Here is a 15,051-nt window from a genome sequence, read left to right on the forward strand (position 1 = left end):
AACAACTTCGGAACGCATCGCGGACTCGCGCCGGAATGATCATCACGACAGCGGGTGTGGCGCCTAGATTGAGTTCCGGTTCAGGACGTGGCTCCGGGAGGGCTGGACGTGGACGTGGAACGGCCGGATTCCCCGGCGTCGCCGGCTGCCGAGGCAAAGGCCTTCGAGGCCGCTGCCTTCGAGGTCGACCCGGCACGCCGGAGCACACCGCCGACCCGCCGTGCGCGGCCCGCCGGGGCGCGGGTGCCCGCGCCGGCGGCGGCGGATCGCGACGTGGATCCCGACGGCTTCGACCTGCGCGGGTGGTTGCGCGGTCCGCGCCACCGCGAGGCCCCGGGCGTGTACGGATACGGCCGGGACGAGCGGGAGATCAAGCTGCGGGCGGCCGAGCGCGAGGCGCGCACCCGACCGGAGGCGGCGCTGGTGCGGCGCGCGGTGTTGTGGCTGGTGATCGCGGTGCTCAGCCTGAACTGGGTGATCATGGCCTACGTGTGGCTGGTCCGGAAGATCATCCCCACCTTCCTGTGGCCGCTGCTGTTCAACAACCTGCTCTACGTCCTGGTCTTCGTGCTCTTCGGCTATCTGGGCCGCTGGCACGAGATCGCCTGGCCGTTCCTGCGCCCGTGGTGGCAGCGGCTGGACCGGCGCGCCGGGCTGAACGGACGCCCGCGCCCCGAACAGTGGCGCCGCGCCGCGTTGTTCCTGGTCCTGGGCTTCGTCGCGTGGATCGCGCTGATGCGGCCGTTCGTCGCGCTGTTGTTGCTGATCTTCCCGCGCGGACTGCTGCACGACGGGCAGTGGCTGGTGCGACTCCTCTACAACGGCGGCTTCCTGTACGCGGCGGCGGTGCTCGGGCGCTGGAGGGTGGTGGTCGGGCCGTACGCGCGCACGCCCGCCGCGCACGCCGCGCACCCGGACGAGGAAGCGCCGGTCGCCGACGCCGAGTTGTGGCCCGAGTTGCGCGACGCGGGACAGCACGAGGCGGCCGACGTGCTCGACCACGAGGTGGCGGCGGGCCGGCTTCGGGACGTGGACTACCTGCGCCTGCGCCGGGTGATCGGGGCGGGCGAGCTCGACCCCGAATACCTGGCGGACGTGGCCGACGAGATCCACGACCACGGCGCCGCGGCCTGTCGGCACGGCTCCGGGCAGCGCGACGTGCGACCCAGGCGGGCCGAACACGACCTGCTGGCCGGACAGGTACGGGTCGGCATGGGCACCGACCACACGCGGAACCCGGCGCTGTACCGGGACACCGCGTTCGCGCTGGACCTGGACGTGCTCGGCGCCTCGATGCTCGTGGTCGGCGCGGCCCGGGCCGGCGAGCCGGGCCGGCTGCTGGAGCCGGTCGTGGAGACGATGAGCCTGCGCGCGCTGACCGGTACCGCGTCGCTGGTGGTGATCGACGCCAAGGGCGACGAGTTCGAACGCCCCGGCGGCTACGACCGCGAGGTGATCGTCGGCGACCCGGACTCGCCCTCGGGCCTGGACCTGTACGGCGGCGCGGCCTCGCCCGAGGACGCCGCCGACCGGCTCGCCGCCGCCGCGCTGCCGCCGAACGCGGTCGGGCTCGGCGAGGGCGCGAGCAACGCGCTGCGCCAGGTGCTCGGCGCGTACGTGGCCGGGCACGGCCGCTATCCCGAGGTCGGCACGCTGCTCGACCTGCTGGACGGCGCGGAGGCCGCGCTCGCCGCGCTGGAGCGCGCGCTGCGGGCCGCGGACCGCTACGCCGAGCACGAACGGGCGCTGCGCGCGATGGCCCGCGGCGACGACGACGCGCGGATGCTGGTGCAGCGCCTGGCGGTGCTGGAACGGCCCGGTGTCGCCGAGCTGTTCCGGCCCGACCGGGAGCGGTTCGCGGCCGGCGACATCGACCGGCCGCTGCGGGTGCGGATCGCGCTGAACGAGGCCGCGCACCCCGAGGCGGCCCGGCTGATCGGCCGACTGGTGTTGTCCCAGTTCGTCCAGGCGATGGCCACGCCCCGGCGCGAGCGCGGGCCGCGCAAGGTGTTCGCGTGCCTGGTCGCCGACGACGCCGGTCGCCTGGTGGACGAGTACGCGGCGAAGGGCCTGCAATGGGCCCGCAACCGCCGGGCCGGCCTGGTCCTGTCGGTCCGCTCGCTCGACGACCTCGCGCCCGCGCTGCGGCACACCGTGTTCGCCGCGGCCGGCTGCAAGGCGGTGGTGCCCGGTGCGTCCCGCACCGACGCCGAACTGTTCGCCGAGCACTGGGGGATGACCAAGGAGCAGGAGAAGTCGATCACCATGGGCACGCCCGAGGGCGGCCTGGCCAAGCGGATCCGCTACTCGGTGCTGGGCACGCTGTTCGGCGAGAAGGCCAGCGGCCGGTCCGAGCGGGTGACCACCCGCACCGTCGAGCGCTACCGCTGGTCCCCGTCCGAGATCGCCGGCGATCTGCCCACACGACACGCGATCGTCAGCCTGACCACCCGAAAGGGCGAGCGAACCCCTCCCGTGCTGATCGATCTCGGCCGCTGAGTCACACTGGAGGCCTCTCCCACTCCAGTTTGGACAACGCCGACATGCCGCCCACCCTCGCGTCCCTGGTCCGCGCACCCGCCCTCGACCTGCGGGTACTCGCGGGCCGGGGCGGGCTCGAGCGCGAGGTGCGGTGGGTGCACACGAGCGAACTCGCCGATCCCACGCCCTATCTGGAGGGCGGCGAACTGCTGCTCACCACGGGGATGAAGCTCGGCCGCAGCAACGCCGAGCGCCGCGCCTACGTCGAGCGGCTCGCCGCCGCCGAGGTGGCCGGACTCGGCATCGGGGTGGGCCTGTCCCTGGACCGGGTGCCCGCGGTGATCGTCGAGGCCGCCGAGGCGCACGGCTTTCCGGTGTTCGAGGTGCCGCGCCCGACCCCGTTCATCGCGATCAGCAAGGTGGTCTCGTCGGCGCTGGCGGCCGAGCAGTACGAGACGGTCACCACCGGCTTCGCGGTCCAGCAGGAGCTGACCCGGGCGGCCGCCGGGCGCGAGGGCGCCGCGACGCTGATCCGCAGGCTCGCGGCCCGGCTGGACGGCTGGGCCGCGCTGTACGACGCGGACGGCACGCTGCGCCAGGTCGCGCCGACCGCGGCCCGCACGCGCACCGACGCGCTGCGCGCCGACATCGAGAAGCTGCGCGGGATGCCCGCGCCGTCCTCCGCGTCGTTGCCGGGGGTCGAGGGCGAGGAGCGGGTGGTGGTCCAGTCGCTGGGCGCCGAGCGGCGGATCAGCGGCTTCCTGGCGGTGGGCACCGCCCGCCCGCCGCGCACCGCCGACCGGCAGACCCTGGGCACCGCGGCCTCGCTGCTCACGCTTGCCCTGGAACAGTCCCGGGTCAGCGCCGACGCGGGCGCCCGGATGCGCACCGCGCTGCTGCGGATGTTGCTCACCGGAGAGCGGGCGACGCCGGCCGAGTTGGCCCACGACATCGCGGCCGACCTGCCGCCCGGGCCGTGGCGGGTCGTGGTGGCCACCGGACCCGAGCCGGTCGTGGCGGCTTTCGCCGAGCGCCTGTGCGCGCGGGCGGTCCGGGCCGGCACGCCCGCGCTCACCGGCGGCCTGGCCGGCGCGACCGTACTGGTGCTGCCGGAAGCGGTCGAGCCGGTCGAACCGGTCGACCTGCCGGGTCTGATCGCGGGCGTGTCCGGTCCGGTCGAGCCGGCCGCCGCCGCCGACGGCTACCGGCAGGCGCTCGGCGCGCACGCGGTGGGCCTGCGCTCGGAGCGGACGCTGACCGTGCACGGCCGGGACGCGGGCGGGCTGCTGCCGCTGCTGGACGGGGCCGCGGTGCACGCGTGGGCCGAACAACTGCTCGCGCCGCTGCGCGCGCACGACGTGGGCGGCCGAGGCGACCTGATCGGCTCGCTGCGCGCGTGGCTGGCCCGACACGGGCAGTGGGACGCGGCCGCCGGCGACCTGGGGGTGCACCGACACACGCTGCGCTATCGCATCCGCCGGGCCGAGGAGATCCTCGGCCGTACCCTGGACGATCCGGACACCCGCGCGGAGCTGTGGTTCGCGCTGCGTGATCCGAGCGAGGTCCGCGACGACAAGTCGTAGTGGCGACGGAGCGCAATTGGCCGGCATGGACAAATGCGCGGGCGGGCGATCGGCCTACCGTTGAGTCACCGGGATCATCGGCGCCCGTTGACGGAGAAGGAGCAGCAGTGACCACCACCCACGCGTTCTGGCTGGCGGGCCGACAGGCCGCCGGCGAGACGGCCTTCGACGTCACGAACTCGTACGACGGCCGGGTCGTCGGCCGGGTCTCCGAGCCCACCGACGCGCAGATCGAGGAGGCCGTCGCCGCCGCGCACGCGGTCGCGCACGAGTTCGCCGGGCTGCCCGCGTTCCGTCGGGCCGCGGCGCTGGACCACGTCGCCAAGCGGCTCGGTCAGCGCACCGAGGAGATCGCCCGGCTGATCACCGCCGAGAACGGCAAGCCGATCAAGTGGGCGCGCGGCGAGGTCGGCCGCGCGGTGTCGGTCTTCCGCTGGGCCGCCGAGGAGGCCCGCCGGTTCAACGGCGAGGGCATGCGGCTGGACACCGACGCGGGCGGCACCGGCCGCTACGCGCTGGTCCGCCGGATCCCCAAGGGCGTGGTGCTGGGCATCGCGCCGTTCAACTTCCCGCTGAACCTGGTCGCGCACAAGGTCGCCCCGGCGATCGCGGTGGGCGCGCCGATCATCCTCAAGCCCGCCCCGGCCACCCCGCTGTCCGCGCTGGTGCTCGGCGAGATCCTGGCCGAGACCGACCTGCCGGCGGGCGCCTGGAGCGTGCTGCCGGTGCCCAACGACCGGATGCCGGCGCTGGTCGCGGACGAGCGGCTGCCGGTCATCTCGTTCACCGGCTCGGGCCCGGTGGGCTGGAGCATCATGGACTCGGTGCCGCGCAAGCACGTCACCCTGGAGCTGGGCGGCAACGCCGCCGCCGTCGTGCTCGCCGACTGGTCCTCCGAGGCCGACCTGGAGTGGGCCGCGCAGCGGATCGCGACCTTCTCCAACTACCAGGGCGGCCAGTCCTGCATCTCGGTGCAGCGGGTGATCGCCGACGCGAGCGTCTACGACCGCCTGGTGGAGAAGATCGTGGCGAAGGTGGCCGCGCAGGTCACCGGCGACCCCGAGGACGACACGGTCGACGTCGGCCCGCTGGTCAGCGTCGCCGCCGCCGAGCGGGTCCAGGCGTGGGTGGACGAGGCGGTGCAGGCGGGCGCCAAGGTGCTCACCGGCGGTACCCGCGACGGTGCCTCCTACGCGCCGACGGTGCTCAGCGAGGTCCCGGCCGGCGTCACCATCGCCTGCGAGGAGGTCTTCGGCCCGGTGCTCACGCTCACCCGGGTGGACGGCACCGACGCCGCGTTCGCCGCGGTCAACGACTCCGAGTTCGGCCTCCAGGCGGGCGTGTTCACGCACGACATCCAGACCGCCTTCCGGGCCCAGCGCGAGCTGGAGGTGGGCGGCGTGATCATCGGCGACGCCCCGTCCTACCGCGCCGACCAGATGCCCTACGGCGGCGCCAAGAACTCCGGCGTCGGCCGCGAGGGCGTCACGTACGCGATGACCGACTTCACGTACGAGCGCGTCATGGTGCTCACGGGCCTGGACCTGTAGGCACCCCCGAACGAAGGGCCCGGCCGCCTGGGGTGGTGTCGCCGGGCCCTTTCGCATGTCCGCGGACGGCGGCGCATGTCCTCGGGCGGCGGCGCATGTCCGCGGACGACGGCGCGCCTGTCCGCAGGAAGCGGCGCGCACGTCCGCGGGCACGGCGCGCCCGCCCGTACGGAGCAAGGGCACGCCCGTCCGGCGCAAGGCCGCACACTCGCGGACCGCCTCCTCTGGACAAATGGGCGTCACGCGGCATTCAGTGGGTGTGCACGGGCAGGTAACACCGATCGGTAACAACGTCGGTCCGCTGCGAGTCCGCGAGGAGTCCGCCATGCCCCCTGTCAGCGAACGCGAAGCCCGCAAGGTCGCCGAGGAAGCGCGGCAGCAGGACTGGGACAAGCCCAGTTTCGCCAAGGAGCTGTTCCTCGGACGCTTTCGGCTCGACCTCGTCCACCCGCATCCGGAGGCCGACGCCGAGGAGATCCGTCGGGGGGAGGACTTCCTCGCGGTGCTCCGCGAGTTCCTGATCACCCGGGTTGACCCCACCGTGATCGAACGCGACGCGCGGATCCCGGACGAGGTGATCAAGGGCCTGGCCGAGATCGGCGCGCTGGGCATGAAGATCGACACCGAGTACGGCGGCCTGGGTCTGAGCCAGCTCTACTACAACAAGGCCCTGGTCCTGGTCGGCTCGGTCAACGCCGCGCTCGGCGCGCTGCTGTCCGCGCACCAGTCGATCGGTGTGCCGCAGCCGGTCAAGATGTTCGGAACCGACGAGCAGAAGCGCGAGTTCCTGCCGCGCTGTGTGCGCGAGGTCAGCGCGTTCCTGCTCACCGAACCCGACGTCGGCTCGGACCCGGCCCGGCTGGCCACCTCCGCGGTGCCCACCGAGGACGGCGAGGCGTACGTCCTGGACGGCGTGAAGTTGTGGACCACCAACGGCGTGGTGGCCGGGCTGCTCGTGGTGATGGCCCGGGTGCCCAAGGCCGAGGGCCGGCGCGGCGGGATCACCGCCTTCGTCGTGGACGCGGACAGCCCCGGCATCACCGTGGAGAACCGCAACGCCTTCATGGGCCTGCGCGGCATCGAGAACGGCGTCACCCGCTTCCACAACGTCCGGGTGCCCGCGGCGAACCGGGTCGGGGCCGAGGGCGCGGGCCTGAAGATCGCGCTGACCACGCTCAACACCGGCCGGCTCTCGCTGCCCGCGATGTGCGCCGGCGCGGCCAAGTGGTCGCTGAAGGTGGCCCGCGAGTGGGCGGGCGAGCGCGAGCAGTGGGGTCGGCCGATCGCCGGACACGAGGCGGTCGCGGGCAAGATCGCCTACATCGCGGCGAGCGCCTTCGCGCTGGAGGCGGTGCTGGAGCTGACCGCCCGGATGGCCGACGAGGACCGCCGCGACATCCGGATCGAGGCGGCGCTGGCGAAGTTGTACGCGTCCGAGGTGGGTTGGACGGTCAGCGACGAACTCGTGCAGATCAGGGGCGGTCGCGGCTACGAGACCGCCGCCTCGCTGCGGGCCCGGGGCGAACGCGGCGTACCCGCCGAGCAGATGTTGCGCGACATGCGGATCAACCGCATCTTCGAGGGCTCGACCGAGATCATGCACCTGCTGATCGCGCGCGAGGCGGTGGACGCCCACCTGGCGGTGGCCGGCGACATCATCGACCCCGACGCGGACCTGAAGGCCAAGGGCAAGGCCGCCGCCGACGCGGGCGTCTTCTACGCCAAGTGGCTGCCCAAACTGGTCACCGGCAAGGGGCAGGTGCCCACGTCCTACCGCGAGTTCGCACCGGTCGGCGCGCCGAGCCTGGCCGCGCACCTGCGCTTCGTCGAGCGCGCCTCGCGCCGGCTGGCCCGCTCCACCTTCTACGGAATGGCCCGCTGGCAGGGCGCGATGGAGCGCAAGCAGGGCTTCCTCGGCCGGATCGTCGACATCGGCGCCGAACTGTTCGCGATGAGCGCGGTGTGCGTGCGGGCCGACATGCTGCGCCGGCGCGATCTCGAGCAGGGCCGGGCCGCGTACGAACTCGCCGACCTGTTCTGCCGGCAGGCGCAGATCCGGGTGGACGAGCTGTTCGGCCGGTTGTGGACGAACACCGACGAATTGGACGTCACGGCGGTCGAGGGCGTGCTCGCGGGCCGGTACCTGTGGCTGGAGGAGGGCGTGCTCGACCCGTCCACCGAAGGCCCGTGGATCGCCGACGCGACACCCGGCCCGGCCAAAGTGGACAACGTGCACCGACCGGTCGACTGAGCCGCCCGCGGCCGGCGGGCACACCCCGCCGGCCGCGCCCGCCGCACGCGCGGTCCGGCGGCCACCGCCGACAATCCGTCGACCTGCGCTCGGCGCCGCGCCGGCGCGGGCCACAATGGTCGGATGGACTCCCTGGCCGATCCGTACGTGCCCTTCGCCGCCCGCGACCAGTCGACCACCCGGCGGGACATCGTCCTGCTCGGCTCCACCGGGTCGATCGGGACCCAGACCATCGACGTGGTGCGCGCCCACCCCGACCTGTTCCGGATCGTCGGCCTGTCCGCCGGCGGCGGCCGGGTCGAGGAGCTGGCGCGGCAGGCGCTCGAACTGGCGGTCGAGGTGGTCGCGGTGGCCAGGGCGTCCGCCGCCCAGGACCTGCAACTGGCCTTCTACGCCGAGGCCCAGCGGCGCGGCTACGCCAAGGGCGAGTACAAGCTGCCGCGCATCCTGGCCGGCCCCACCGCCGCCACCGAACTGGCCGCGCACCCGTGCGACGTCGTCCTCAACGGGATCACCGGCTCGATCGGCCTGGCCCCCACGCTCGCCGCGCTGACCGCCGGCCGCACCCTCGCGCTGGCCAACAAGGAGTCGCTGATCGTCGGCGGCCCGCTGGTCAAGGCGATCGCCGAGCCCGGCCAGATCGTCCCGGTCGACTCCGAGCACTCGGCGCTGATCCAGGCGCTGCGCGGCGGTCGGGCCGACCAGGTCAAGCGGCTCGTGGTGACCGCCAGCGGCGGCCCGTTCCGCGGTCGCGGTCGGGCCGACCTGGTCGACGTCACGCCCGAGGAGGCCGCCGCCCACCCCACCTGGGACATGGGCCCGGTGATCACGATCAACTCGGCGACCCTGGTCAACAAGGGCCTGGAGGTGATCGAGGCGCACCTGCTCTACGACATCCCGTTCGACCGGATCGACGTCGTCGTGCACCCGCAGTCGATCGTGCACTCGATGGTCGAGTTCGTGGACGGCTCGACCCTGGCCCAGGCGTCGCCGCCGGACATGCGGCTGCCGATCGCGCTCGGCCTGTCCTGGCCGGACCGGGTGCCGAACGTGGCGGCCGGCTGCGACTGGACCAAGGCGGCCACGTGGGAGTTCTTCCCGCTCGACCACGAGGCCTTCCCGGCGGTCGAGCTGGCGTGCGCCGCGGGGCGCGCCGGCGGCACCGCGCCGGCCGTGTTCAACGCGGCCAACGAGGAGTGCGTGGACGCGTTCATCGCGGGACGGCTGAGGTTCAACGGCATCACCGACACGGTCGCCCGGGTCGTGAGCGAGCATGATGTACGCGGGGACGGCAACCGGCTGACACTGGATGACGTCCTCGACGCGGAGGACTGGGCGCGCCGACGGGCACGCGAGATCATCGCCCACGGAGGAGAACCCCGTTGACCCTGTTCATGACGATCCTCGGCATCGTCGTCTTTGTCGTGGGCCTGCTGTTCTCCATCGCCTGGCACGAGGCGGGGCACCTGGTCACCGGCAAGATGTTCGGTGTACGGGTGCCGCAGTACATGGTCGGCTTCGGCAAGACGCTGTGGTCGAGGAAGATCGGTGAGACCGAGTACGGGCTCAAGGCGATCCCGGCGGGCGGCTACTGCCGGCTGATCGGCATGTTCCCGCCCGACGCGTCGGGCAAGGTGCAGGCCCGCAGCACCTCACCGTGGCGCAGCATGATCGAGGAGGCCCGCGAGGCGTCCTACGAGGAGGTCGGTCCCGGCGACGAGGACCGGATGTTCTACCAGCGCAAGCCGTGGCAGCGCACGATCATCATGCTGGCCGGGCCGTTCATGAACCTGATCCTGGCCATCGGGCTGCTCGCGGTGTACCTGATGGGCTTCGGGATCCCCGAGACCACCTCCACGGTGAGCACCGTCTCGGAGTGCGTGGTCAGCGCCGACGCGAAGACCGACAAGTGCCCCGAGAACGCCAAGGCGGCCCCCGGCAAGGCGGCCGGTCTGCTGCCGGGCGACCGCATCGTGTCGTTCAACGGTCAAAAGATCGGCGACTACGACAAGCTCCAGGGCCTGATCCGCAAGTCGTCCGGCGAGGTCACCCTCGTGGTCGACCGCAAGGGCGAACTCCTCACCCTCAAGCCGGTGCTCGAACAGAACAAGATGATCAAGCTCGACGGCGACGGACGCCCGGTGGCCGATCAGTACGTCACCACCGGCTTCCTGGGCATCAGTCCGGCGCGCGGGATCCAGCGCCAGAGCGCCGCCGAGTCCGTCGAGTACACGGGCGACCTGGTCAAGAACGCGTTCCACGGCCTGCTGCGCATCCCGCAGAAGGTGCCCGCGCTGTGGGGCGCGGCCTTCCAGGGCGACGAACGCGACCAGGACTCCCCGGTCGGCGTGGTCGGCGCGGCCCGGGTCGGCGGCGAGGTGGCCGCGCTCGACGTGCCCGCGTCCCAGCGGGTCGGCCTGATGATCTTCATCATCGCGGGCTTCAACGTGTCGCTGTTCCTGTTCAACATGCTGCCGCTGCTCCCGCTCGACGGCGGTCACGTGATCGGCGCGTGGTGGGAGTCGATCCGTCGCCGGATCGCGAGCCTGCGCAAGCGGCCGGACCCGGGCCCGTTCGACGTGGCCAAGCTGATGCCGGTCGCCTACGTCGTGGCCTCGATCTTCATCGCCTTCACGGTGCTGGTGTTGATCGCCGACCTGATCAACCCGGTGAAGGTGACCTAGCTCTCGGGAGAGCACCCGGCAAGACGCCCCGCCGGCCCCCCTTGTGTCGATCAGGCAACAGGTGGGTCGGCACAGGGGCACGGGCGCGTCCGCACCGGTGTGCGGTGGCGTAGCGTTGAGGTCGACCTACCGCGCCGACCCACGGGACTAAAGCGAAGATGACCGCGATCCAGCTCGGAATGCCGTCCGTACCTGCCCGGCCCCTCACGCCGCGCCGCAAGTCACGGCAGATCATGGTCGGCAACGTGGCCGTCGGCGGAGACGCCCCGGTGTCGGTGCAGTCCATGACCACCACCTTGACCTCCGACGTCAACGCCACGCTTCAGCAGATCGCCGAGCTCACCGCGTCCGGCTGCCAGATCGTCCGGGTCGCGGTGCCCTCGCAGGACGACGCCGACGCGCTGCCCGCGATCGCCCGCAAGTCGCAGATCCCGGTGATCGCGGACATCCACTTCCAGCCGAAGTACGTCTTCGCCGCGATCGACGCGGGCTGCGCCGCGGTACGGGTGAACCCCGGCAACATCAAGCAGTTCGACGACAAGATCGCCGAGATCGCCAAGGCCGCGTCCGCCGCCGGCACCCCGATCCGGATCGGCGTCAACGCCGGGTCGCTGGACAAGCGGCTGCTGGCCAAGCACGGCAAGGCCACCCCCGAGGCGCTGGTGGAGTCCGCGCTGTGGGAGTGCTCGCTGTTCGAGGAGCACGACTTCCGGGACATCAAGATCTCGGTCAAGCACAACGACCCGGTCGTGATGATCGAGGCCTACCGGCTGCTCGCCGAGCGCTGCGACTACCCGCTGCACCTGGGCGTCACCGAGGCCGGTCCCGCGTTCCAGGGCACGATCAAGTCCTCGGTCGCGTTCGGCGCGCTGCTCGCGCAGGGCATCGGCGACACCATCCGGGTCTCCCTCTCCGCCCCGCCGGTCGAGGAGATCAAGGTCGGCAACCAGATCCTGGAGTCGCTGGGCCTGCGGCAGCGCGGCCTGGAGATCGTCTCCTGCCCGTCCTGCGGCCGTGCCCAGGTCGACGTGTACAAGCTCGCCGAGCAGGTCACCGCGGGCCTGGACGGACTCAAGGTGCCGCTGCGGGTGGCCGTCATGGGCTGCGTCGTCAACGGGCCCGGCGAGGCCCGCGAGGCGGACCTGGGAGTGGCGTCCGGCAACGGCAAGGGTCAGATCTTCGTCAAGGGCGAGGTGATCAAGACCGTGCCCGAGTCGAAGATCGTCGAGACCCTGATCGAGGAGGCGCTCAAGCTCGCCGAGCAGATGCAGGCGGACGGCGTGATCAGCGGCGACCCGATCGTCGACATCGCCTGAGCCGGCCTCGCCCCGGGACGACGCGGCCCCGTCCCGAGCGGACCTCGATCCCGGCCCGACGGCGCCGGCGATGGCGGCTTCGGCCCGCCCGGCACAGCCCGCCGACCGCCGCCCGCCCGGATCAATCCACTCGCCCACCCGAGTGACATATCGTTGATGCGCCCCTACCTCCGGTAACCGACCCCGATCATCGAGATACATGATCGGGGCATCGCCCCCGGGGGAGGGGCGTCGCGCGTGGGACGCGTCATCGTGGCCGCACTGGCCGTCGCCGGCATGATCGTGGGCACCGCGGCGGGCCCTGGCAGTGGTCCCGACCCGGGCGGGCGACCACCGGCCCGGGTGTCGCCCGGCATCGCGTGGGGCGCGTGCCCGGCCGATGTCGCCGCACCCGGACTGCGCTGCGGGACGCTGGCCGTCCCGGTCGACCACGCGCGTGCCGACGGGCCCACCACCACCCTGGGCGTCTCGATGGCACGGGCCCTCGGCGGCAAGCCACGGCTCGGCACGATCGTGGTCAACCCCGGCGGCCCGGGCGGCGGCGGCATGTGGCTGGCCGACCTGGTGCGACACGCGCTGCCGGAACGGGTGCGGCAGAGCTACGACATCGTCGGCGTCGACCCGCGCGGCAACCACCACAGCGACCCCATCTCGTGCGTCGACGCGAGCTTCGATCGGGCGCCGAAGCCGGACCCGGTGCCCGTCACGGCGCGGGACGAAGAGCGCCTGGTCGAGCGGGCCCGCGACTACGCGCGAGGGTGCGCCGAGCGGGCCGGGCACCTGCTGCCGCACCTGGGCACGCTGGAGAACGCGCGCGACCTCGACCTGGTCCGCGCCGCACTGGGCGAACCCCGGATCTCCTTCATCGGCTGGTCGTACGGCACCTATCTCGGCGCGGTCTACGGGCACTCGTTCCCCGAGCGGGTCGACCGGATGATCCTGGACAGCGTCGTCGACCCGCGCCCGGACCAGGTCTGGTACGGCGCCAACCTGCGACAGGACGTCGCCTTCCAGGGCCGCTGGCGGGACTTCGTCGCCGCCGAGGGCGCCGACCTGGACGACGTGTTCGCCCGCGTGCTCGCCCGTGTCCGGGCCGAGCCCGCCGGCGGCACCGTCGGCCCCGCCGAACTGCGCGACATCGCCACCCGGATCCTGTACGGCTCGCGGACCTGGCCCGGGTTCGCCCGGGCGTTGCGCGCCCACGACGCGGGCGACCCGGCCCCGCTGGCCGCGCTGTACGCCCCGCCCACCGCGCAGGACGCCAACGGCACCGCGATCTACACCGCCGTCGAATGCCACGACGGCCCTTGGCCGCGCGACTGGTCGGTCTGGGACCGCGACGCCCGCGCCGTGGATCGGGTCGCGCCGCTGGTGACCTGGTCCAACACGTGGCTGAACGCGCCCTGCGCGTTCTGGCCGGTGCCCGCGCGCACGCCGCCGACGATCGACGGCCACGACCTGCCGCCGGTGCTGCTGATCCAGGGCACCCGGGATCCGGCCACCCCGCCCGCCGGGGCGGGCGCGCTGCACCACGTGCTGCCGTCCTCGCATCTGATCACCGTGCTCGGCGAGGGCGACCACGGGATCCTCGCGTTCCAGCCCAACGACTGTGTCCTGCGGGCCGCCGCGGCCTATCTGACCGACGGCACGCTCCCGGCGGGCCGCGACACCACCTGCGAGGAATCGTGACCCGCGCCGTCCGCGTCCTGCTGGCCGGCGCGCTGACCGCCGCCGTGCTGACCGCCGCCGCGCCCGCCACGGCACAGACCGAGCCGATCGTGTGGGGCGACTGCCCGCCGGGCACCGCGCCGGGGGAGCGCTGCGGCGGTATCGGCGTGCCGCTGGACCACGCCCGGCCGACCGGCCCGCGGATCCGGGTCGGCGTCTCCAAGGTCGCGGCGACCGGGACCGCGGCCGAGTACCAGGGCATCCTGATGGTCAACTTCGGCGGTCCGGGCGCCGCCGCCGTCGGCTCGATGGCGGCACTGGCCGGCGGCCTGCCCGAGCGGGTGCGCCGGGCCTACGACCTGATCGGCTTCGACCTGCGCGGGCGCGGCACGAGCACCCGGGTGATGTGCACCGACCCGGCGACGTTCGGCCGCGGGCCCAAGCCCGACCCGGCGATGCCGGGCAGCCGGGCGGCGCACCTGGCCGCCACCCGCGCGCTCGCCGACGGTTGCCGCGCGTTTGCCGCGGACCTGCTGCCGCACCTGACCACCCGGGACATCGCACGCGACCTCGACCTGGTCCGGGCCGCGTTCGGCGCGGAGCGGCTCTCGATCCTGGGCTATTCGTACGGCAGCTACCTGGGAGCGGTCTACGGCCAGCTCTTCCCGAACCGGGTGCACCGGATGCTCCTGGACAGCCTGGTCGACCCGACCCGGGTCTGGTACGAGACCGGTTTCCTCCAGGCCGCCGGATTCGACGCGCGCCGGCGCGAGTGGGCCGCGTGGACCGCCGAGCGGGCCGACCGCTTCCACCTGGGTTCGACCCCGCCGGCCGTACTGGCGACCTGGGACCGGCTGCGCACCGAACTCGCCGCGCACCCGGCGGGCGGCGTGTTCGGCGGCGTCGAACTCGACCAGTACACGCTCGGCAAGCTGTACACCGACCAAAACTGGGCGAGCATGTCCGGCGCGCTCGCGGACTACGCGTCGGGCGATCCGGCCGCGCTGATCGCCGGACGCAAGCCGGCGACCGAGGACGAGGTCAACTTCGAGTCGGTGTTCCAGACCGTGGCCTGCGCGGACGCGCCCTTCCCGGCCGACGAGGCGGTGCTCGATCGCGACATGGCCCTGCTCCGGGCCCGGCACGGCGCGCTGGGCGCGGCCATCGCGTCCCCCGGCGCGTGCCTGTACCTGCAGAGCAACACCGCGCCGCCGACCCGGATCGACGGTGCCGGGTTGCCCGGCGTACTGCTGATCCAGTCCGTCGGCGACCCGGCGACGCCCTACGACGGGGCCCTGCGCATGCACGCCGCGCTGCCCTCCTCGCGACTGCTGACCGTGCGCGACAACGGCAACCACGGGCACTACCTCGTCGACGGCGGATGCGTCGACGAACGGGGCACCGCCTATCTGGTGGACGGCACCCTGCCGGCCACCGACACCGAGTGCGCCGGCGCCGCGTCGAGCGAGCCCCGGCCGCGCCGATCGGCGGTCCCTCGGCTCCGCCGCTGACCCGCCC

9 protein-coding genes are annotated in these 15,051 nt (G+C 73.2%); all 9 read left to right on the top strand.

Translation table 11 applies throughout. The features are described 5' to 3' along the window. Positions 1–87: 87 nt before the first annotated feature. The 9 genes from ACWCPW_RS19400 (at position 88) to ACWCPW_RS19440 (ending at position 15,044) form a co-directional block, all read left to right on the top strand. On the top strand, positions 88–2,499 hold the full coding sequence (locus ACWCPW_RS19400; RefSeq protein WP_449762799.1) for an ATP-binding protein: 2,412 nt from the start codon (positions 88–90) through the stop codon (positions 2,497–2,499). 44 nt (positions 2,500–2,543) lie between these two features. Continuing rightward, positions 2,544–4,064 (top strand): PucR family transcriptional regulator, encoded by a 1,521-nt coding sequence (locus ACWCPW_RS19405; protein WP_449762800.1) that lies wholly within the window; start codon positions 2,544–2,546, stop codon positions 4,062–4,064. Positions 4,065–4,171: 107 nt separating this feature from the next. Beyond that, positions 4,172–5,614 (top strand): aldehyde dehydrogenase family protein, encoded by a 1,443-nt coding sequence (locus tag ACWCPW_RS19410; protein WP_449762801.1) that lies wholly within the window; start codon positions 4,172–4,174, stop codon positions 5,612–5,614. Positions 5,615–5,939: 325 nt separating this feature from the next. Then, positions 5,940–7,865: an acyl-CoA dehydrogenase family protein gene (locus ACWCPW_RS19415; protein ID WP_449762802.1), complete on the top strand. Its 1,926-nt coding sequence runs from the start codon at positions 5,940–5,942 to the stop codon at positions 7,863–7,865. Between the two features lie 123 nt (positions 7,866–7,988). After that, the gene (gene dxr / locus ACWCPW_RS19420) at positions 7,989–9,251 is read left to right on the top strand and encodes a 1-deoxy-D-xylulose-5-phosphate reductoisomerase (RefSeq protein WP_449762803.1); all 1,263 of its coding nucleotides are present in this window, start codon (positions 7,989–7,991) and stop codon (positions 9,249–9,251) included. After that, positions 9,248–10,549 (top strand): M50 family metallopeptidase, encoded by a 1,302-nt coding sequence (locus ACWCPW_RS19425; RefSeq protein WP_449762804.1) that lies wholly within the window; start codon positions 9,248–9,250, stop codon positions 10,547–10,549. The genes dxr and ACWCPW_RS19425 overlap by 4 nt, the downstream gene beginning before the upstream one ends. Positions 10,550–10,707: 158 nt before the next feature. After that, entirely contained in the window at positions 10,708–11,865 is a 1,158-nt protein-coding gene (gene ispG / locus ACWCPW_RS19430) for a flavodoxin-dependent (E)-4-hydroxy-3-methylbut-2-enyl-diphosphate synthase (protein WP_395862123.1), read from the top strand. A gap of 237 nt (positions 11,866–12,102) precedes the next feature. Further along, a complete protein-coding gene (locus ACWCPW_RS19435; protein ID WP_449762805.1) occupies positions 12,103–13,554 on the top strand; it encodes an alpha/beta hydrolase in 1,452 nt (483 codons plus the stop codon). Continuing rightward, on the top strand, positions 13,551–15,044 hold the full coding sequence (locus ACWCPW_RS19440; protein WP_449762806.1) for an alpha/beta hydrolase: 1,494 nt from the start codon (positions 13,551–13,553) through the stop codon (positions 15,042–15,044). The genes ACWCPW_RS19435 and ACWCPW_RS19440 overlap by 4 nt, the downstream gene beginning before the upstream one ends. The last annotated feature ends 7 nt before the right edge of the window (positions 15,045–15,051 follow it).

Source organism: Embleya sp. NPDC001921 (assembly GCF_053594475.1).

Coding starts and splice junctions, on each gene's coding strand:
- ispG (WP_395862123.1), top strand. CDS start 10,708: ATGACCGCGATCCAGCTCGGAATGCCGTCCGTACCTGCCCGGCCCCTC.
- dxr (WP_449762803.1), top strand. CDS start 7,989: ATGGACTCCCTGGCCGATCCGTACGTGCCCTTCGCCGCCCGCGACCAG.
- ACWCPW_RS19405 (WP_449762800.1), top strand. CDS start 2,544: ATGCCGCCCACCCTCGCGTCCCTGGTCCGCGCACCCGCCCTCGACCTG.
- ACWCPW_RS19415 (WP_449762802.1), top strand. CDS start 5,940: ATGCCCCCTGTCAGCGAACGCGAAGCCCGCAAGGTCGCCGAGGAAGCG.